At 72.8% G+C, this 18,629-nt stretch carries 20 protein-coding genes; 15 read left to right on the forward strand and 5 right to left on the reverse strand.

What is annotated here, in order from left to right:
* Positions 1-23: 23 nt before the first annotated feature.
* A complete protein-coding gene (coaA, locus tag ACFCZ1_RS24500; protein ID WP_376680398.1) occupies positions 24-1,076 on the reverse strand; it encodes a type I pantothenate kinase in 1,053 nt (350 codons plus the stop codon).
* A 284-nt stretch (positions 1,077-1,360) separates the two neighbouring features.
* Here coaA and ACFCZ1_RS24505 point away from each other — a divergent pair, with 284 nt between their 5' ends.
* The 8 genes from ACFCZ1_RS24505 (at position 1,361) to ACFCZ1_RS24540 (ending at position 9,182) form a co-directional block, all read left to right on the forward strand.
* Entirely contained in the window at positions 1,361-2,134 is a 774-nt protein-coding gene (locus tag ACFCZ1_RS24505) for a hypothetical protein (RefSeq protein ID WP_376680399.1), read from the forward strand.
* Positions 2,135-2,243: 109 nt separating this feature from the next.
* Entirely contained in the window at positions 2,244-4,091 is a 1,848-nt protein-coding gene (gene glmS / locus ACFCZ1_RS24510) for a glutamine--fructose-6-phosphate transaminase (isomerizing) (protein WP_376680400.1), read from the forward strand.
* Between the two features lie 18 nt (positions 4,092-4,109).
* On the forward strand, positions 4,110-4,478 hold the full coding sequence (locus ACFCZ1_RS24515) for a holo-ACP synthase (protein WP_376680401.1): 369 nt from the start codon (positions 4,110-4,112) through the stop codon (positions 4,476-4,478).
* A 37-nt stretch (positions 4,479-4,515) separates the two neighbouring features.
* Positions 4,516-5,916, forward strand: coding sequence for an NAD(P)H-hydrate dehydratase (locus ACFCZ1_RS24520; RefSeq protein ID WP_376680402.1), 1,401 nt, complete (start codon positions 4,516-4,518; stop codon positions 5,914-5,916).
* Between the two features lie 81 nt (positions 5,917-5,997).
* Positions 5,998-7,134, forward strand: a complete 1,137-nt coding sequence (gene alr, locus ACFCZ1_RS24525; protein WP_376680403.1) for an alanine racemase — start codon at positions 5,998-6,000, stop codon at positions 7,132-7,134.
* A gap of 20 nt (positions 7,135-7,154) precedes the next feature.
* Positions 7,155-8,348 (forward strand): alpha/beta fold hydrolase, encoded by a 1,194-nt coding sequence (locus ACFCZ1_RS24530; RefSeq protein ID WP_376680404.1) that lies wholly within the window; start codon positions 7,155-7,157, stop codon positions 8,346-8,348.
* Entirely contained in the window at positions 8,296-8,871 is a 576-nt protein-coding gene (tsaE, locus tag ACFCZ1_RS24535) for a tRNA (adenosine(37)-N6)-threonylcarbamoyltransferase complex ATPase subunit type 1 TsaE (protein ID WP_376680405.1), read from the forward strand. Before ACFCZ1_RS24530 ends, tsaE begins: the two co-directional genes overlap by 53 nt.
* Before the next feature lie 116 nt (positions 8,872-8,987).
* Complete coding sequence (locus ACFCZ1_RS24540) at positions 8,988-9,182, forward strand: hypothetical protein (protein ID WP_376680406.1); 195 nt, start codon at positions 8,988-8,990, stop codon at positions 9,180-9,182.
* Between the two features lie 42 nt (positions 9,183-9,224).
* On the opposite strand, the gene ACFCZ1_RS24545 is transcribed toward ACFCZ1_RS24540, so the two are convergent.
* Entirely contained in the window at positions 9,225-9,782 is a 558-nt protein-coding gene (locus tag ACFCZ1_RS24545) for a hypothetical protein (RefSeq protein WP_376680407.1), read from the reverse strand.
* 108 nt (positions 9,783-9,890) lie between these two features.
* Here ACFCZ1_RS24545 and tsaB point away from each other — a divergent pair, with 108 nt between their 5' ends.
* The 5 genes from tsaB to ACFCZ1_RS24570 are packed head-to-tail and all read left to right on the forward strand — an operon-like array spanning position 9,891 to position 13,168.
* Positions 9,891-10,568 (forward strand): tRNA (adenosine(37)-N6)-threonylcarbamoyltransferase complex dimerization subunit type 1 TsaB, encoded by a 678-nt coding sequence (gene tsaB / locus ACFCZ1_RS24550; RefSeq protein ID WP_376680408.1) that lies wholly within the window; start codon positions 9,891-9,893, stop codon positions 10,566-10,568.
* 29 nt (positions 10,569-10,597) lie between these two features.
* Positions 10,598-11,101 carry a ribosomal protein S18-alanine N-acetyltransferase gene (gene rimI, locus ACFCZ1_RS24555; protein ID WP_376680433.1) on the forward strand — a complete coding sequence of 168 codons (504 nt, stop codon included), beginning with the start codon at positions 10,598-10,600 and terminating at the stop codon, positions 11,099-11,101.
* Entirely contained in the window at positions 11,094-12,236 is a 1,143-nt protein-coding gene (gene tsaD, locus ACFCZ1_RS24560) for a tRNA (adenosine(37)-N6)-threonylcarbamoyltransferase complex transferase subunit TsaD (RefSeq protein WP_376680409.1), read from the forward strand. Before rimI ends, tsaD begins: the two co-directional genes overlap by 8 nt.
* The gene (locus ACFCZ1_RS24565; RefSeq protein ID WP_376680410.1) at positions 12,233-12,505 is read left to right on the forward strand and encodes a hypothetical protein; all 273 of its coding nucleotides are present in this window, start codon (positions 12,233-12,235) and stop codon (positions 12,503-12,505) included. Before tsaD ends, ACFCZ1_RS24565 begins: the two co-directional genes overlap by 4 nt.
* A gap of 51 nt (positions 12,506-12,556) precedes the next feature.
* The gene (locus ACFCZ1_RS24570; RefSeq protein ID WP_376680411.1) at positions 12,557-13,168 is read left to right on the forward strand and encodes a hypothetical protein; all 612 of its coding nucleotides are present in this window, start codon (positions 12,557-12,559) and stop codon (positions 13,166-13,168) included.
* 186 nt (positions 13,169-13,354) lie between these two features.
* Here the strand turns inward: ACFCZ1_RS24570 and ACFCZ1_RS24575 are convergent, their stop codons facing one another.
* Positions 13,355-14,551 (reverse strand): methyltransferase domain-containing protein, encoded by a 1,197-nt coding sequence (locus ACFCZ1_RS24575; RefSeq protein ID WP_376680412.1) that lies wholly within the window; start codon positions 14,549-14,551, stop codon positions 13,355-13,357.
* 113 nt (positions 14,552-14,664) lie between these two features.
* On the opposite strand from ACFCZ1_RS24575, the gene ACFCZ1_RS24580 reads away from it, so the two are divergent.
* Together ACFCZ1_RS24580 and ACFCZ1_RS24585 are read left to right on the forward strand one after the other, a co-directional pair.
* Complete coding sequence (locus ACFCZ1_RS24580) at positions 14,665-15,615, forward strand: polysaccharide deacetylase family protein (protein ID WP_376680413.1); 951 nt, start codon at positions 14,665-14,667, stop codon at positions 15,613-15,615.
* Positions 15,612-16,505 carry a polysaccharide deacetylase family protein gene (locus tag ACFCZ1_RS24585; RefSeq protein ID WP_376680414.1) on the forward strand — a complete coding sequence of 298 codons (894 nt, stop codon included), beginning with the start codon at positions 15,612-15,614 and terminating at the stop codon, positions 16,503-16,505. The genes ACFCZ1_RS24580 and ACFCZ1_RS24585 overlap by 4 nt, the downstream gene beginning before the upstream one ends.
* 48 nt (positions 16,506-16,553) lie before the next feature.
* On the opposite strand, the gene ACFCZ1_RS24590 is transcribed toward ACFCZ1_RS24585, so the two are convergent.
* Both ACFCZ1_RS24590 and ACFCZ1_RS24595 read right to left on the reverse strand, forming a co-directional pair.
* Positions 16,554-17,954, reverse strand: coding sequence for an FtsW/RodA/SpoVE family cell cycle protein (locus tag ACFCZ1_RS24590; RefSeq protein WP_376680415.1), 1,401 nt, complete (start codon positions 17,952-17,954; stop codon positions 16,554-16,556).
* Complete coding sequence (locus ACFCZ1_RS24595; protein ID WP_376680416.1) at positions 17,942-18,514, reverse strand: hypothetical protein; 573 nt, start codon at positions 18,512-18,514, stop codon at positions 17,942-17,944. The genes ACFCZ1_RS24590 and ACFCZ1_RS24595 overlap by 13 nt, the downstream gene beginning before the upstream one ends.
* Between the last annotated feature and the right edge of the window lie 115 nt (positions 18,515-18,629).

Below are 18,629 nucleotides of genomic sequence, written 5' to 3' on the forward strand. Positions count from 1 at the left end.
GAGAGCCGGCCAAGGGCCACTGGCTAGAGCTTGCGCAGGCTCAGCTTCTGCACCTTGTGGTCCGGTCCCTTGCGCACGACCAGGGTGGCGCGGCCGCGGGTGGGGGCCACGTTCTCCAGCAGGTTGGGCTTGTTGACGGTCCGCCACATCGTCTGCGCGTACTCCATGGCCTCCTCCTCGGAGACCTGGGTGTACTTGCGGAAGTAGGAGAAGGGATTCTGGAAGGCGGTCTCGCGCAGCTTCCGGAAGCGGCCCAGGTACCAGCGCTCGATGTCCTCGGGGCGCGCGTCCACGTACACGCTGAAGTCGAAGTAGTCGGCGAGGCCGACGCGCGTCCGGCCGTCCTTGCCGGGGAGGGCCGGCTGGAGCACGTTGAGGCCCTCGACGATGAGGATGTCCGGGCGTCGCACCACGAGCTCCTCGCCGGGCACGATGTCGTAGATCAGGTGCGAGTAGACCGGGGCCCGGACCTCGTCCTTGCCGGCCTTGATGTCGGCGACGAAACGGGTGAGCGCGCGGCGGTCGTAGGACTCGGGGAAGCCCTTGCGGGAGGTGAGGCCGCGCCGCTGGAGCTCCTTCATCGGGTAGAGGAAGCCGTCGGTGGTGACGAGCTCCACGCGCGGGTGCTCGGGCCAGCGGGCGAGGAGGGCCTGGAGCAGACGGGCCACGGTGGACTTGCCGACCGCGACCGACCCGGCGACCCCTATGACGAACGGGGTGCCCTGCTGGGCTCCGTGGCCGTTGCCCGCGTCGCCGAGGAAGGTGTTCAGGGTGCCCCGGAGGTTGCTGGTGGCGCCGACGTACAGGTTCAGGAGGCGGGACAGCGGCAGGTACACGTCGCGGACCTCGTCGAGGTCGATGACGTCGCCGAGGCCGCGCAGCCGCTCGACCTCGTCGGCGGTGAGCGGCAACGGGGTCCGCTCGCGCAGGGCGCTCCACTCGGCGCGGGTGAGGTCGACGTACGGCGAGGGCTCGGGGCCCCGGCGGTGGGCGGGGCGCGTGGGGTGCTGCCCGTCCCGGCCGTTGCGCTCCGTTGCGCGCTCCGGCGTGCTGCTTCGTGGCGGCGAAGTGATCACACCGCCATTGTCGGGGCTCGGGGGCGGTTGTGGGTGGTGTGGTCGGTCACGTGCTCAGGGGGTGCGGAGGGGGCGCGAGGGGGGTGCGGAGGGGGCCGGCCGGGGGTGGTGGCGGCGCCGGTCTCGATTCGGCTCAGCGGGGGTATCGCCCTGGTCACGATCGGTTGCCCGCGCGCGAAAATCCGGACGGGTGATCGAACGGCCCGTACATTGTGGATCACCGCAGCTCCGGATAGCTCTTCGCGCTGCCCTGAATTCACCGTGCTCCATGGGGGAGATCTTTCGTGCGTACCGCTCTTGTCCGTCGTACCGTCCTGACCGCGTCCGCGGTGTCCCTGGCCCTGCTGGCCACCGCCTGCGGTGCGGACAAGGCCGACACCAAGGCGGACGCCAAGCCGTCCACCGGCGCCCCGGCGGCGTCGGCCGCGCCCGCCGCCAAGGCGAAGACGGACGCCGAGCTGACCGGCCTGCTCGTCGTCCAGGCAGACCTGCCCGAGCACGTGGTCAAGCCGGCCACGCCGGCCGAGGCGGCGGCGGCCGCCGGTGCCACCAGTGACAAGCCCGAGTGCCAGCCGCTGGTCAAGGCGCAGGCCATGGCTCCGGTCGGCTCCGCCGCGGGCACCGCCCGTACCAAGGCCGTCGCCAAGGGCAAGGAGCCCGCCGCGGACGCCAGCCCCGAGGAGAAGATGAAGGCCGCGATGGCAGCCCTGGGTGCCACCGCCACCTCCGTCACCCTGTCCTCGTACGAGGGCAAGGGCGCCGAGGAGGCCTTCGCCACCATCAAGAAGGCGGGCGCGGCCTGCACGGGCGGCTACACGGGCAGCCAGGGCGGCGACTCGCTCAAGATCAGCAAGCTGGCTCCCGGCGCCGCGGTCACCGCGGGCGACGAGGCGCTCGCGTACACCGTGACGGGTGACGCGGACGGCGAGAAGTTCAGCATGGAGCTCGTGGTCGTGCGCAAGGGGAACACCCTCGCGAACTTCTCGGCCCTGAGCCTGACCGGCACCGCCGAGCAGCCGAAGGCCGTCGTCGACGCCCAGGTCAAGAAGCTCGGCTGAGACCCGCCCGACTGACCGTCGACCCCGCCCCGGCGCCTTCGCCGGGGCGGGGTTTTTCGTCTTGTTCAGGTACGGGGCAGGCGGGCGACTTCGGCGTACGCTGCGCCCTATGTGCGGAATTGTGGGTTACGTGGGAGCGCAGTCGGCGCTCGATGTGGTCATCGCCGGACTCAAGCGGCTGGAGTACCGCGGCTACGACTCGGCGGGTGTCGCCGTGCTCTCCGACGGGGGGCTGACCTCCGTGAAGAAGGCCGGAAAGCTCGTCAATCTGGAGAAGGAGCTCGTCGGCAAACCGCTGCCGGCCGGTTCCACCGGGCTCGGGCACACCCGGTGGGCCACCCACGGCGGGCCCACCGACGTCAACGCGCACCCCCACCTGGACAACTCCGGCCGGGTGGCCGTCGTGCACAACGGCATCATCGAGAACTTCGCCGCGCTGCGCGCCGAACTGGCCGAGCGCGGGCACCGGCTGGAGTCCGAGACGGACACCGAGGTCGTGGCGCACCTGCTCGCCGAACGGTTCGCGCAGACCGCGGACCTCGCGGCGGCGATGCGGCAGGTGTGCCGGCGGCTGGAGGGTGCCTTCACGCTGGTCGCGGTGCACGCCGACGAGCCGGACGTGGTGGTGGGCGCGCGCCGGAACTCGCCTCTGGTGGTGGGCGTTGGAGAGGGAGAGAACTTCCTCGCCTCGGACGTGGCCGCGTTCATCGACCACACCCGGTCCGCGATCGAGCTGGGGCAGGACCAGGTCGTCGAGCTCCGCCGTGACGGGGTGACGGTGACCGACTTCGACGGTTCGCCCGCGTCCGTTCGGGCGTACCACGTGGACTGGGACGCCTCGGCGGCCGAGAAGGGGGGTTATGACTACTTCATGCTCAAGGAGATCGCCGAGCAGCCGAAGGCCGTCGCCGACACCCTCCTGGGCAGGATCGACGCGAGCGGCTCGCTGACCCTGGACGAGGTGCGCATCCCCGTCTCGGTGCTCAGGGAGGTCGACAAGGTCGTGATCGTGGCGTGCGGTACGGCGTACCACGCGGGCCTGATCGCGAAGCTGGCCATCGAGCACTGGACCCGCATCCCGTGCGAGACGGAGCTGGCCAGCGAGTTCCGCTACCGCGACCCGATCCTGGACCAGCGGACGCTGGTGGTCGCGATCTCGCAGTCCGGCGAGACCATGGACACCCTGATGGCGCTGCGGCACGCGCGCGAGCAGGGCGCCAGGGTGCTGGCCATCTGCAATACGAACGGCTCGACGATCCCGCGTGAGTCGGATGCCGTGCTGTACACGCACGCCGGCCCCGAGGTGGCCGTCGCCTCGACCAAGGCGTTCCTGACGCAGCTGGTGGCCTGCTACCTCGTCGCGCTCTACCTCGGGCAGGTGCGCGGCACCAAGTGGGGCGACGAGATCGAGGCGGTGATCCGCGAGCTGTCGGACATCGCCGCGGCGGTGGACACCGTACTGGAGACGATGGAGCCGGTACGGGCGCTGGCGCGGTCCCTCGCCGACAAGAACACCGTGCTGTTCCTGGGGCGCCACGTGGGCTACCCGGTGGCGCTGGAGGGCGCGCTCAAGCTCAAGGAGCTGGCGTACATGCACGCCGAGGGCTTCGCCGCGGGCGAGCTCAAGCACGGGCCGATCGCACTGATCGAGCAGGACCTGCCGGTCGTGGTGGTCGTCCCGTCGCCGCGCGGGCGGTCCGTGCTCCACGACAAGATCGTGTCGAACATCCAGGAGATCAGGGCGCGCGGGGCGCGGACCATCGTGATCGCGGAGGAGGGCGACGAGGCGGTCGTCCCGTACGCCGACCACCTGATTTGGATCCCGGCCACGCCGACGCTGCTCCAGCCGCTGGTGGCGACGGTGCCGCTGCAGGTGTTCGCCTGCGAGTTGGCGACGGCGCGCGGCAACGAGGTGGACCAGCCGCGTAACCTCGCGAAGTCGGTGACGGTGGAGTAGGCAGTGGGGGCTGGTGCGGTGATTATCGGCGTGGGGATCGACGTCGCGGAGATCGAGCGGTTCGGCGCGGCGCTGGAGCGGACGCCGAACATGGCGCAGCGGCTCTTCCTGGACGCCGAGTTGACGCTGCCGAGCGGTGAGCGGCGCGGGACCGCCTCGCTCGCCGCCCGGTTCGCGGCCAAGGAGGCCCTGGCCAAGGCGCTCGGCGCGCCCGCCGGGCTGCTGTGGACCGATGCCGAGGTGTACGTGGAGGACTCCGGGCAGCCGCGGCTGCGGGTGTCCGGGACGGTCGAGGCGCGGGCGCTGGAACTGGGCGTGAAGTCATGGCACATCTCGCTGAGCCATGACGCCGGTGTCGCGTCCGCCGTGGTGATCGCCGAGGGATAGGCGTCCTCGTCGGGGCACGGTCGGGCAGGCTGGTGCCATGCGTACTGCTTACAGCGTGGAGACCGTACGGGCCGCCGAGCGCGAGCTGATGGCCCGGCTGCCCGAAGGTGCCCTGATGCAGCGGGCGGCGGCCGGGCTGGCCGCCGTCTGCGCGGGGCTGCTGCCGAGGGTCTACGGGGGGCGGGTGGTCCTGCTCGTCGGGCCCGGCGACAACGGCGGTGACGCCCTCTACGCCGGGGCGCGGCTGGCGAGGCGCGGAGCCGGTGTGACGGCGGTGCCGATGGACCCGGAGCGGATGCACGCGGGAGGGTCCGCCGCGCTGCGGGCCGCCGGCGGGCGGTTCGCGCGGGAGGTCCCGCGGCGGGCGGACCTCGTGGTGGACGGGCTGCTCGGGATCGGCGGGCGCGGCGGGCTGAGGCCGGCGGCCGCAGCGCTGGTGGACCGGATCCCGCAGGGAGTCCCCGTGGTCGCCGTGGACCTGCCGAGCGGGGTGGACGCGGACACCGGGGAGGTGGCGGGGCCGGCCGTCATGGCCGACGTGACGGTGACCTTCGGGGCGTACAAGCCCGGACTGCTGATCGACCCCGGGGCCTCGCGGGCGGGCGTGGTGCACCTGGTGGACATCGGGCTGGAGCTGTCCGCGCCCGCCGTGGAGGCCCTGCAGCACGCCGACGCGGCGGGGCTGCTGCCGGTGCCGACGGCGTCGAGCGACAAGTACCGGCGGGGCGTGGTCGGGATCGCCGCCGGATCACTCCAGTACCCGGGCGCGGCCGTGCTGGCCGTGGCGGGGGCGCTGCGGGGCGGCGCGGGCGCGGTGCGCTACGTCGGGCCGGCGGCGGAGTCCGTACTCGCCCGGTACCCCGAGACGCTGATCGGCCGGGGCCGTGTACAGGCGTGGGTGGTCGGGCCGGGACTGGGCGAGGGGCGCGGCGGGGAGGTCGCGGATCTGCTGGCGCAGGACGTGCCGGTCCTGGTCGACGCGGACGGACTGCGGGGGATGGACGCCGAGGTGCTGCGGGCCCGGACGGCCCCGACCCTGCTGACCCCGCACGCGGGGGAGGCCGCGGCGCTGCTCGGGGTCCCGCGGGAGTCGGTGGAGGCGGGGCGGCTGGCGGCGGCGCGGGCGCTTTCGCAGCGGTACGGGGCGACGGTGCTGCTGAAGGGCTCGACGACGCTGGTCGCCTCCGCCGGGGCGCGGGCCGTCCGGGCCAACCCGACGGGGACCGCGTGGCTGGCCACCGCGGGGAGCGGGGACGTGCTGTCCGGGCTGGCCGGTTCCCTGCTGGCGGGCGGGCTGTCCGGGGCGGACGCCGGGTCGGTGGCGGCGTACCTCCACGGACTGGCCGGACGGCTGGCCGCCGGCTCCGGAGCCCCGGTGCTGGCCCAGCAACTGGCCGAAGCCCTGCCCCGTGCCTGGCGGGACGTCCGCCGGCCGTGACGGGTCCGCGACGGGTCCGTGGCGGCGCACACGCAGCGCCCGGGCCGGGCGGTGGCGGGGGGTTCTGAGAGACTGTGGAGGATGAACGAGACACCGACGCGCGTGTACGCCGAGATCGACCTCGATGCCGTACGGGCGAACGTGCGCGCGCTGCGCGAACGGGCGCCCCGGGCCGAGCTGATGGCCGTGGTCAAGGCGGACGCCTACGGGCACGGGGCTGTGGCCTGCGCCAAGGCGGCCCAGGAGGCCGGTGCCGGCTGGATCGGTACCGCCACGCCCGACGAGGCGCTCGCGCTGCGCGCCGCCGGGGTCGAAGGCCGGATCATGTGCTGGCTGTGGACCCCCGGAGGGCCCTGGCGGGAGGCCGTCGAGGCCGGTCTCGACGTCTCCGTCAGCGGCATGTGGGCCCTGGACGAGGTACGGGTGGCCGCCAGGGCGGCGGGCCGGCCCGCCAGGATCCAGCTCAAGGCCGACACCGGGCTCGGCCGCAACGGCTGCCAGCCCGCCGACTGGGCGGAGCTCGTGGGGGCGGCCGTCGCCGCCCAGGCCGAGGGCACCGTCCGGGTCACCGGCGTCTGGTCGCACTTCGCCTGCGCCGACGAGCCCGGGCACCCGTCCATCCAGCTCCAGCTCACCGCCTTCCGCGACATGCTCGCGTACGCCGAGAAGGAGGGCGTCGAGCCCGAGGTCCGGCACATCGCGAACTCGCCCGCGACCCTCACCGTGCCCGAGTCCCACTTCGACCTCGTGCGCTGTGGGCTGGCCGTCTACGGGGTCTCGCCCGCGCCCGAGCTCGGCACCTCGGCCCAGCTGGGCCTGCGTCCCGCCATGACCCTCAAGGCCTCCCTCGCGCTGGTCAAGACCGTCCCGGCCGGACACGGCGTGAGCTACGGGCACCACTACGTCACCGACGCCGAGACCACCCTCGCGCTGATCCCGGCGGGCTACGCCGACGGCATCCCGCGGCACGCCTCCGGGCGCGGCCCGGTCCTCGTCGGCGGCAGGATCCGCCGCGTCGCCGGGCGCGTGGCCATGGACCAGTTCGTGGTCGACCTCGACGGCGACCGGGCGGCCGCGGGCGACGAAGCCGTCATCTTCGGGGACGCGGAGCGCGGCGAGCCCACCGCCGAGGACTGGGCTCAGGCGTCAGACACGATCGCGTATGAGATCGTCACACGTATCGGAGGGCGAGTGCCCCGGGTGTACCTGGGCGCCTGAGACGGAGTGAGGGCGGCGGCGTGAGCGAGAACTGGCGCAAGGCCGGCTGGGCCGGCGCCGCCATCGGCGTGATAGCCGCGGGCGCGGCTGCCGGTGTCGCGGTCGAACGGATCACCGTCGGGCGCGGCATGCGCATGAAGGCGCGCCTCGCCCTCGACGCGGCGGGCGACTACGGCGGGCTGCGCGGGACCCAGGGGTCCTGCACGGCCGAGGACGCCACCGAGCTCTACTACGAGGTCGACGAGCTCCCCGAGGAGGCCAAGCGGCCTCGGTCGCGACTGCTGCGCAAGGCCGCCCCGCAGGCCACCGTCGTCTTCTGCCACGGTTACTGCCTCGGCCAGGACTCCTGGCACTTCCAGCGCGCCGCCCTGCGCGGCGTGGTCCGCGCGGTCTACTGGGACCAGCGCAGCCACGGCCGCAGCGCCCGCGGACTGGCACAGGCGGACGGCGATCCGGTGACCATCGAGCAGCTCGGCCGCGACCTCAAGGCCGTCATCGACGTCGCCGCGCCCGAGGGCCCGCTGATCCTCGTGGGTCACTCGATGGGCGGTATGACCATCATGGGATTCGCGGAGCAGTTCCCCGACCTCGTACGCGACCGGGTCGTCGGCGTCGCCCTGGTCGGCACCTCCAGCGGCCGCCTCGACGAGGTGACGTACGGGCTGCCCTCCGTGGGCCTCGGTGCCGTACGCCGCATCCTGCCGGGCGTGCTCAAGGCGCTGGGCTCGCAGGTGGAGCTGGTGGAGAAGGGCCGCAGGGCCACCGCGGACCTCTTCGCCGGCATGATCAAGATGTACTCGTTCGGTTCCCGGGACGTGGACCCGGCCGTCGCCCGCTTCGCCGAGCGGCTCATCGAGGCCACCCCGATCGACGTGGTCGCCGAGTTCTACCCGGCCTTCCAGACGCACGACAAGACCGGTGCGCTCCAGCGGTTCGCGGACATCCCCGTCACCGTCGTCGCCGGGGACAAGGACATGATCACCCCGGCCGGGCACAGCGTGGCCATCAAGGAGGCGCTGCCGGGCGCCGAACTGGTGGTCCTGGAGTCCGCCGGGCACCTGATGATGCTGGAGCACCCCGAGACGGTGACGGGGCTGCTGACCGAGCTGCTGGCGCGCACCGGCGCGGTCCCGGCCGCCGCACCGGCTAACGTTGGCGGGCATGGAAGAAGTACCGCTGGAAGCACAGCGCAGCCAGGAACCGGGACGACCTGAGGCAGGCGCCGACGCCGACGCCGGGGCCCGGATCACCGTCGACTCCCCGGACGCGATGCGCGAACTGGGCCGCAGGCTCGCCGGCCTGCTGCGCCCGGGCGATCTCGTCCTGCTGACCGGTGAGCTGGGTGCGGGCAAGACCACACTGACCCGCGGGCTCGGTGAGGGCATGGGCGTGCGCGGGGCCGTGACCTCGCCGACCTTCGTGATCGCCCGCGTACACCCCCCGCTGGGCGGCGGACCGGCGCTGGTCCACGTGGACGCGTACCGGCTGGGCGGCGGGCTGGACGAGATGGAGGACCTGGACCTCGACGTCTCGCTGCCCGAGTCCGTCGTCGTCGTGGAGTGGGGCGACGGCAAGGTGGAGGAGCTCTCCGACGACCGGCTGCACGTGGTCATCGCGCGGGCGGTCGGCCACGAGGAGGTCCTGGACGACGTACGGCAGGTCTCGGTCCGCGGGGTCGGGGCGCGCTGGGCCGGCGGGGCCGGGCTGGACACCCTGGCGGGCGCCCTCACGGAGTGAACGTACCGACAACTCGTCGGCAAGACATTGCGCCCGCGGCGGCGCCCGTGATGACATGGTACCGAGAGTTTCTTAGGTATGCCTAAGTTCGGCGTGCCGGGGCCCGGGAGGCAGCCATGTCGGCACCATCAGGAGCGCAGCGCGAACCCCGCCCGTCCGCCGTGTCGATGCGGGCGCTGCTCGCCGCCGGCCCGGCCGCCACGGCCGTCTCGACGCCGCCCGCGCGCGAACCGCACGGACCGGCGGACGGGAGCGGGCCGGAGGGCGACGGCGTACGGGAACAGGCCGCTCCGGGGTCCGAAGCGGCCTGAGTGCGCGAGGCCGTGTGCTCTTACGAGTGAAGCGGGGCCCGGTCAGGGAACGACGACGACCTTCACGTTGATCGTCGCGAAGGCCCACATGGCGTCGCCGTCGGCCTTCGTCATGCGGATGCCGCCGGTCTTCTTGTTCGGGTCGGGCTCCGGCGTCGCGCCGTCCGCGCGGGCGCTGAAGCCGATCGCCACGCCCTCCGTGCTGGCGAACCGTACGACGTGCTCGATCGGCACGCCGTCGGAGCCCGTGACCGAGCCCGAGCGCGAGCCGACCAGGTAGCTGCCCGCCTTCGGGTGCACCGTGCTCGGCATCACCGTGAACGACTTCGGCTCCTGGCCCGCGTCGCCCACCAGCCACACCCGCTTCTGGCCCACCGAGTACACGACGCGCACCCCGGTACCGGATCCCTCCGGCACGGGCACCGGCTTCGCCGGGTCCTGCTTGGCGGCGGACTGGCTCGGGGCGGGTGCCGGCCCCTGCGCGGCCGCCTTCGGGGGGTGCGCGGGCGCCGTCGCGGATGCCTGGTAGCCGAGGAAACCGACGGCTGCCAGTGCCACGGCGGTGAGCCCGGCCACGATTCCCGAGCTGCTGCGTGCCACCTTGCTCCACCTCTCCGCGCTGCCTGGATATCTGATCGAAAGGTAGCAGCAGGCCCGCTCCGCAACCGCCCGCGAACCCTTGGGGTTCCGGAGTCGTAGGCTGTTCGCGTGCTCTTGCTCGCTGTAGATACCGCCACGCCCGCCGTCACCGTCGCCCTGCACGACGGCACGTCCGTCCTCGCCGAGTCCAGCCAGGTCGACGCCCGCCGCCACGGGGAGCTGTTGCTGCCCTGTGTCGACAAGGTGCTCGCCGAGGCCGGGCTGAAGCTCGAAGCCGTCACCGGCATCGTCGTCGGCGTCGGCCCCGGCCCCTACACCGGGCTGCGCGTCGGCCTCGTCACGGCCGCGACCTTCGCCTCCGTGCTCGGCGTGCCCGTGCACGGCCTGTGCACCCTCGACGGCCTCGCCTACGCCGCGGGGGCCGCCGGGATCGAGGGCCCCTTCACCGTCGCCACCGACGCGCGGCGCAAGGAGGTCTACTGGGCGCGCTACGAGGACCCGCGGACCCGGGTCGGCGAGCCCGCCGTGGACCGCCCGGCCGACATCGCCGAGCAGGTCGCCGGTCTCCCGGCGGTGGGCCAGGGCGCGCTGCTGTACCCGGAGGTCTTCCCGGACGCGCGCGGGCCCGAGCACCAGTCGGCCGCCGCGCTGGCCTCCCTCGCCGTGGAACGGCTCGCGGCCGGGGCGGCGTTCGAGAACGGTCCCGGCCTTCCGCCGACCCCCCTCTACCTGCGCCGGCCCGACGCGCAGGTGCCCAAGAACTACAAGGTGGTCACCCCGCAGTGACGGCCGCCCCTGACGTCGTGCTCCGCGAGATGCGCTGGTGGGACATAGAGCCCGTGCTGGAGCTGGAACACGAGCTGTTCCCCGAGGACGCCTGGTCCGCGGGCATGTTCTGGTCCGAACTCGCCCACGCCCGCGGCCCGCGGGCCACCCGCCGCTACGTCGTGGCCGAGACGGTTCCCGCCGGCGGCGGCGCCCCGGGGACCGGCCGGATCGTGGGCTACGCCGGGCTGGCCGCCACCGGCGACCTGGCCGACGTACAGACCATCGCGGCCGCCCGCGACCAGTGGGGGACCGGGCTCGGCGCCCGGCTCCTGACCGACCTGCTGCGCGCCGCCACCGCCTTCGAGTGCGCCGAGGTGCTGCTGGAGGTACGGGTGGACAACACCCGCGCCCAGAAGCTCTACGAGCGCTTCGGCTTCGAGCCCATCGGCTTCCGGCGCGGCTACTACCAGCCCGGCAACGTCGACGCGCTCGTCATGCGACTGACCGACCCCGCACAAGCACGAACTGAGAGCAGTGAGAGCAATGGCTGACGAACCTCTCGTCCTCGGCATCGAGACCTCCTGCGACGAGACCGGCGTCGGCATCGTCCGCGGCACCACCCTCCTCGCGGACGCGATCGCGTCGAGCGTCGACGAGCACGCGCGCTTCGGCGGGGTCGTGCCCGAGGTGGCCTCGCGCGCCCACCTGGAGGCGATGGTCCCCACCATCGAGCGCGCGCTGAAGGAGGCCGGGGTCAGCGCCCGCGACCTCGACGGCATCGCGGTCACGGCCGGTCCGGGCCTCGCGGGGGCCCTGCTGGTGGGCGTTTCGGCGGCCAAGTCGTACGCGTACGCCCTCGGCAAGCCGCTCTACGGTGTCAACCACCTCGCCTCGCACATCTGCGTGGACCAGCTGGAGCACGGCCCGCTGCCGGAGCCGACCATGGCGCTGCTGGTGTCCGGCGGGCACTCCTCGCTGCTGCTGGCCCCAGACATCACCTCCGACGTGCGGCCGCTCGGCGCGACCATCGACGACGCGGCGGGCGAGGCCTTCGACAAGATCGCCCGCGTGCTCCAGCTGGGCTTCCCCGGCGGCCCGGTGATCGACCGGCTGGCACGCGAGGGCGACCCGAAGGCGATCAACTTCCCGCGCGGGCTGACGGGGCCGCGCGACGCCCCGTACGACTTCTCCTTCTCCGGGCTCAAGACGTCGGTGGCCCGCTGGATCGAGGCGAAGCGGAACGCGGGCGAGGAGGTGCCCGTGCGCGATGTGGCCGCGTCCTTCCAGGAGGCCGTGGTGGACGTGCTGACGCGCAAGGCGATCCGGGCGTGCAAGGACGAGGGCGTCGACCACCTGATGATCGGCGGCGGTGTGGCCGCCAATTCCCGGCTGCGCTCGCTGGCACAGGAGCGGTGCGACGACGCGGGCGTCATCCTGCGGGTGCCACGGCCGAAGCTGTGCACCGACAACGGCGCCATGGTGGCGGCGCTGGGCGCGGAAATGGTCAAGCGGAACCGGGCCGCCTCGGACTGGGACCTGTCGGCGGACTCGTCGCTGCCGGTGACGGACCCGCACGTGCCGGGCGTCCAGGGGCACGGCCACGGGCACACCCACGGGCACACCCACGGGCACGCCCACGACCATGACCACGTGCACGAGTTGAGCAAGGACAACCTGTACTCATGAGCACCGTCGCGCTGATGTGGGAGGCCCGGGCCGCCGGGGGCCGGGGCAACGAGCTGCTGGAGTGGGCCCGTTCGCAGGTCCTCGCGCGGGAGCCGGTGCGCCGCGAGGTGTTCCGCGCCCCGCAGGAACGGGTCCTGGTGGTCACCTGGTGGGAGACGGACGAGGGGGTGTCGGCGGATCTGCCGGAACTCCCCGAGCCCGCCGCCGACTTGATCGCGCGGGCGGTGCACCGCTGGCGGTTCGAGTCGGTGGAGGTCGCCGGCGGCTGACCGGCGTCGTCGGGCCCCGGGGCCGGCCGCGGTGCCGCTATGGTCATGCGCATGCCTCGCCGTGACCTGCCGCCTCCGCCACCCCCCGCGCACGTGCGCGCCTGGCTGGACGAAAGCGCCGTCCGGGCCGACCGCGCGCGCATCCTGCGGGAGTTGGGCCGCCGGAGCCTGGGGATGGGGCGGCTGCTGCTGCTCTGGGCCGTCTCGGCCGTCTTCGCCCTCGGCTGGACCTTCGTCGCCATGGGCCTGATGGCCTTCGAGGAGGGCGACGTGGTCTCCCTCGGCCTCGGCGTCCTCTTCGCGGTGCTCGGCGTCGGCGTGCTGGTACCGGCCGGGTTCTGGTTCGCCTGGGGCGCCCGGCGGGACCGTCAGGTGCGCAGGCTGCTGTGCGCCTGGGCGGAGGCGGACCGGGACCCGGCCGCCGACTCGCGGGTGCGCGCTCCCGGCCGGAGCCTGACCTGGCTGCTCGCCTCCTTCGGGCTGGCCGGAGCGGGCCTGTTCCTGACCTTCGGGGTCGCGCTGTCGGTCCGGCAGACCGAGGGGCGGTACGGCGAGATCGCGTACTACATGGGCCTCGGCATGATCCTGTGGATCACGGGCCTGCTGGGCCTGGGCAAGGCGGGCGCGCACTACCGCTGGGCGATTCGCGCCTTCCGCGCGTAGGAGCCGGCCGGGGGCCGCGCCGTCCGGGCGCCGGCGCCCGCTGAGGGTGCGCCGTCAGGCGGCTACGCCTGCGCCGGACGGGACCGGACGGGACCGGACCGGACCGAATCGCAGCGGACCGAAGCGGACCGCGTCGTCCTGCGCTCCCGCGCAGGGCCGGGCCGGGGAGGGCCGCCGTCTGCCGGTTCAGTGCCCGGGGCCCGCCGCGGGCGGTACGGCGGGCGCGCCGATCAGCATCGACGGGGCCCCCGCGACCCGGGTCAGGAAGACCGTCGCCGAGTTCGGCCCCTGCGGCTTGACCTTCTTGCGCAGCTCCTCGGGCTCGATCGCGGAGCCGCGCTTCTTCACGGTGAGGACGCCGACCCCCCGCTCGCGCAGCAGCGCCTTCAGCTTCTTCAGGCCGAAGGGCAGCACGTCGGTGATCTCGTACGCCGTCGCGTACGGCGTCGGGCGCAGCTCGTCGGCGGTGACGTAGGCGATGGTCGGGTCGATCAGCCGGCCGTCCAGCTGCTCGGCGACCTCGGCGACGAGGTGCGCGCGGATGACGGCGCCGTCGGGCTCGTAGAGCCAGCGGCCGACCGGCCCCGCCTCCGGGTCGGGCAGCGGATCGGCGGTGTGCAGGGCGCGCGGCCCGGGCAGCAGGGTGGCGCGTACGGTGCCGGGCGCGGTGCCGAACCAGAGCACGGCTTCCTTGACGTCGCCCTGGTCGGAGATCCACTCGGCCTCGGCCTCCGCCGGGACGGCCTCGTGCGGGATCCCGGGGGCGATCTTGATGGCGGCGTACTTCGCCGTGCGGGCCGTCTCCACGGCCCACGACAGCGGCGGCGAGTAGGACTCCGGATCGAAGATCCGGCCGCGCCCGCCGCGCCGGGCCGGGTCGATGAAGACGGCGTCGTACGGGGACACGTCCACGTCCGTCACGTCCGCCTCCCGGACCTCGATCAGGTCCGCCAGCCCCAGCGCCGCGGCGTTGGCCCGCGCGACGGCGACGGTCAGCGGGTCGTGGTCGACGGCGAGCACCCGGATGCCGAGCCGCGCGAGGGCGAGGGCGTCCCCTCCGATGCCGCAGCACAGGTCGGCGAGGCTGCGTACGCCGAGGTCCGCGAGCCGCTCGGCGCGGTACGCGGCCACCGACGCGCGGGTGGCCATCTCGCCGCCGCCGGGGGTGAAGTACATCCGGAAGGCGTCCTCGGCGCCGAACTTCGCCACCGCGCGCTGCCGCAGCCGGGCCTGCCCGAGCGCGGCGGAGACCAGGGCTGCGGGGTGCTCGCGGCGCAGCCGGGTGGCGACGGCCAGCTCCTGGGCGGGGTCGTAGTCGCGGAGCGAGCCGAGGAGGGCGTGCCCCTCGGGGGTGAGGAGGGCGGCGAAGTCTTCGGGGGTCACGGGTCCATTGTCGGCGACGGGGCCGGCCGGTGTGGGCCAGTCGATGGAAGGTGGGATTCCGCTCGCGGTGTCCTCCCGGGGAGCCCGCGTGTCGGGTGCCAGGATGCGCAACTATGCAGCTAGTCCGACAAAAGGAAGATAAGGCGCAACACGGTCACCGGTACGCGGCGGGTCCGCGCGGCCGGTTCGGGGTGGCCGTGGCCGCCCTGCTGGTAGCCGCCCTCGGCACGGCGTGCGGCTCCGGCGAGTCCGGCGCACCGGACAGGGCCGAGAAGGCGAAGACCGCCAAGGGCGCGGAGGCGGGCGCGGCCGGCGCGCTCGGCGCCGCCGAGAAGGCCAAGGCGGCCCAGCAGGCGCGCATCGCCGCGGCGAAGAAGTGGGGGCTGGCCAAGACACCGCTGACGGCCCCCGCGCCGCCCAAGGAGAAGCCCGAGATCACCACCCGCGACGGCTTCGAGGTGGAGGACCAGGAGGAGTACCCGCACGTCTTCACCACCGTTCCCACGGAGAACAAGGTCGTCTTCCTGACGATCGACGACGGCGCGGAGAAGGATCCCGAGTTCCTGAAGATGATGCAGGAGCTGAAGATCCCGTACACGGCCTTCCTCAGCGACTACATCGTCCGGGACGACTACCCGTACTTCAAGCAGATGCAGGCCGCCGGCGTCACCCTGAACAACCACACGCTCAACCACCGCTACATGCCGGGCCTGTCGTACGAGAAGCAGCGCGAGGAGATCTGCGGCCAGCAGGACACGATCCAGAAGGAGTTCGGCAAGCGGCCGACCCTCTTCCGGCCGCCGTACGGCAACTACAACCAGGACACCCTGCGCGCGGCGAAGTCCTGCGGCATCAAGGCGGTCCCGCTGTGGAACGCCGAGGCCTTCCCCAACCGGATGGACTACCGGGAGTGGGACCGCGATCTGCACCCCGGTGACATCATCCTCACGCATTTCCGGGGCAAGGAGGACTGGAAGGGCACGATGCCTGACATGATCCGTCATGTCATGAAGACCGTCACGGCCAAGGGGTACGCCGTGGCCCGCCTGGAGGACTATCTGTGAAGCACGCGCGCCGGTTGGTAGCCGGAACGCTGGCGGCCGGCGCGCTCGCGCTGTCCCTGACGGGGTGCGGGGACGGCGCGGACACCACCGAACGGCTGGGGCCGAAGACGAAGGCGACGCAGGAGACCCCGGGTGCGCCCGGCGCGTCCGCCTCACGGCCCGCACCGTCGCCGACGGGAGGGGCGGGCGCGGCGTCGGACGAGGCGTACCGGAAGTGGGGCCTGAAGGGCCCCCTCGAATACGCCCCGAAGCCGGACCGGAAGCCCGAGATACCGAAGGCGGCCCCCGGCAAGGTCCCGGTGATCGACCGTATACCCGTCCCGGCCGGAGAGAAGACCGTCTTCCTGACCTTCGACGACGGCGCGGAGAAGGACCCCGAGTTCCTGAAGATGGCGGCCGATCTGAAGCTGCCGATCAGCATGTTCCTGACGGACAGTGTGGCCTCGCCGGACTACGGGCACTTCGAGAAGCTCCGCGACAACGGCTCGGCGAGCACGATAAACAACCACACGCTGACGCACCCGAACCTGCGGACCCTGTCCTACGCGGCGCAGAAGCACGAGATATGCGGCCAGCAGGAACGCCTGGAGAAGCGCTTCGGCCAGCGCCCGCCGCTCTTCCGCCCGCCGTTCGGGAACTACAACGACGACACCCTCCGGGCCGCCTCGGAGTGCGGGGTCTCGTCCCTGGTCCTGTGGCGCGTCTCGATGCAGATCAACAACTTCCAGTACGCCGAGGGCTCCGCCCTCAAACCCGGCGACATCGTCCTGGCCCACTTCCGCGGCCCGTCCGAGCTCAAGGGCACGACGGAGACCCAGATGACGGCGCGGATGCTCCAGCGGATCCAGGAACAGGGTTACCGGATAGGGCGGCTGGAGGACTACCTGTAGGCGCGGCGCGCACCCGGGACGTCCCGCAGTCGCCCCACCCGCCCGCAGTCACCCCGCCCGCGACACCACCGGGGTGATCGTCGTTTCCGCCGGGCCGCGGGCGTCCGCCTCGCGTTGGCGTTCCGCGCTGTCGCTGATGCGCAGCAGCAGGGCGATCATGATCCAGTTGGCCAGGAGGGACGAGCCGCCCTTGGCCAGGAAGGGCAGCGCCTTGCCCGTCAGCGGGATCAGGCCCGTCACGCCGCCGGCGACCACGAAGACCTGCAGGGCCAGGGCCGAGGCGAGGCCGACCGCCAGCAGTTTGCCGAAGGGGTCGCGGGCGCCGAGTGCCATCCGCAGCCCCCGCTGCACGAGGAGGCCGTAGAGGATGAGGACGGCCATGACCCCGGCCAGCCCGAGTTCCTCGCCCACGGTGGTGAGGATGAAGTCGCTGCGGCCCGCGAACTTGATCAGCTCCGGATGGCCCAGGCCGAGGCCCGTGCCCGAGATTCCGCCGGTGCCGAAGCTGAACAGCGCCTGGGCCGCCTGGTCCGAGGTGACCCCCGCCGGAGGGTTCGGCCAGTAGACCGACAGCGGCTCCAGCCAGGCCGCCACCCGCGCCTTGACGTGCGGTTCCGTCGAACCCACCACGAAGGCGCCCAGCGACGCCATGAGCACGCCGCACACGATCCAGCTGGTGCGCTCGGTGGCGACGTAGAGCATCACCACGAACACCCCGAAGAAGATCAGCGAGGTGCCGAGGTCGCGTTCGAAGACCAGCACCAGCATCGAGACGATCCACACCGTCACGATGGGGCCGAGCTGGCGCATCGGCGGCAGCCGCATGCCCAGGAACCTGCGGCCCGTCAGCGCCAGGGAGTCGCGGTGGACGACCAGGTAGCCCGCGAAGAAGACCGCGATCATGATCTTCACGAACTCGCCGGGCTGCAGCGAGAAGCCGAAGAGGATGATCCAGCGCTTCGCGCCGTACGTGTCCGCGCCGAAGAACGCCGGAGCGATCAGCAGCACCAGTGCGACGGCCATCGTGATGTAGATGAACCGCTGCAGCAGCCGGTGGTCGCGCAGCAGCGCCAGCACCAGGAGACAGGCGGCGACCCCGACCACCGTCCACATCAGCTGCCCGGGTGCGTTGGCCTCCGAGCCGTACCGCTCGATGTACCCCTGGTCGAGCCGGTGCAGCAGCACCAGCCCCAGCCCGGTCAGCAGCATGGCCAGCGGGAAGACCAGCGGGTCGGCGTAGGCGGCGAAGCGGCGCACGCCCAGATGACCCACCAGCGACAGCAGCGTCATGCTGATCGTGAAGCCGGTGAGGTTGGGCGGCAGCACCCCGTTCATCGCGAGGCCCGCGGCAGCGTGCCCGAAGACGGCGATCGCGACGACGAAGACCAGGAGCAGCGCCTCGGTGCGGCGGCGCGCGCCCGCCGTCGTCAGGGGCCTCAGTCCGCGCACGGGACGCCGCCACCGTCCGCGGGGGCGGGCGAGGACGGCGGTGAGGACGGCGGCGGCGCCGCGTCCGGCGAGGAGGGGGCGGCACCCGGTGCGCTCGGGCTCCCAGCGGCCTTGGGTCCGATCTGGTCGGCAATGAGGCGCTTTATCTTCATATCACCTACGACGTTGATGTCCTCCCCGTGGTTCCTTCCGAAGCGCTCGACGGGGAGTGTCCTGAAGTACACCTTCCCGCCCGACGGGTTCTTCGCCTGCCGGACGAACGACAGCAGGCCCCAGTCCTCGTCGGTCACCACGTCCCGCTTCGCGGCGTCGATCGGCCTGATCGGCTTCACCGGGCCGGTGAAGGTCCCGGCCGGGTTCAGCGTCCCCGCCGTCCAGACCGCGCCGCAGGGATTCGGCGAGGCCCTCTTCGTCCGCGACCACGAGGATGTGCACGCCCTCAAGCGCCACATATCAAGACACAATGCCCAGGAGTGAGTGATGATCCGGACGCCCGCCGGCCCGGGTTTCCGGGGCTCGGGGGCCTGATCCGCGCAACGCCCGGCGGCGAGAATTGGCACTCCGCTTGACCGAGTGCTAATCGCCGGAATAGTCTCGCACCTGGCACTCACCCCCGGTGAGTGCCAACACAGCGACAGGCAGGTCCGGCACCCGCGACGACGGATCGACCTGGTC

This window comes from Streptomyces sp. NPDC056224, assembly GCF_042267665.1.
Classification (GTDB): domain Bacteria; phylum Actinomycetota; class Actinomycetes; order Streptomycetales; family Streptomycetaceae; genus Streptomyces.

What these genes read in the sequence shown, in the direction of transcription:
- glmS (WP_376680400.1), top strand. Translation starts at nt 2,244, where the DNA reads ATGTGCGGAATTGTGGGTTACGTGGGAGCGCAGTCGGCGCTCGATGTG.
- ACFCZ1_RS24520 (WP_376680402.1), top strand. Translation starts at nt 4,516, where the DNA reads ATGCGTACTGCTTACAGCGTGGAGACCGTACGGGCCGCCGAGCGCGAG.
- alr (WP_376680403.1), top strand. Translation starts at nt 5,998, where the DNA reads ATGAACGAGACACCGACGCGCGTGTACGCCGAGATCGACCTCGATGCC.
- tsaE (WP_376680405.1), top strand. Translation starts at nt 8,296, where the DNA reads ATGGAAGAAGTACCGCTGGAAGCACAGCGCAGCCAGGAACCGGGACGA.
- ACFCZ1_RS24540 (WP_376680406.1), top strand. Translation starts at nt 8,988, where the DNA reads ATGTCGGCACCATCAGGAGCGCAGCGCGAACCCCGCCCGTCCGCCGTG.
- rimI (WP_376680433.1), top strand. Translation starts at nt 10,598, where the DNA reads ATGCGCTGGTGGGACATAGAGCCCGTGCTGGAGCTGGAACACGAGCTG.
- tsaD (WP_376680409.1), top strand. Translation starts at nt 11,094, where the DNA reads ATGGCTGACGAACCTCTCGTCCTCGGCATCGAGACCTCCTGCGACGAG.
- ACFCZ1_RS24565 (WP_376680410.1), top strand. Translation starts at nt 12,233, where the DNA reads ATGAGCACCGTCGCGCTGATGTGGGAGGCCCGGGCCGCCGGGGGCCGG.
- ACFCZ1_RS24570 (WP_376680411.1), top strand. Translation starts at nt 12,557, where the DNA reads ATGCCTCGCCGTGACCTGCCGCCTCCGCCACCCCCCGCGCACGTGCGC.
- ACFCZ1_RS24580 (WP_376680413.1), top strand. Translation starts at nt 14,665, where the DNA reads ATGCAGCTAGTCCGACAAAAGGAAGATAAGGCGCAACACGGTCACCGG.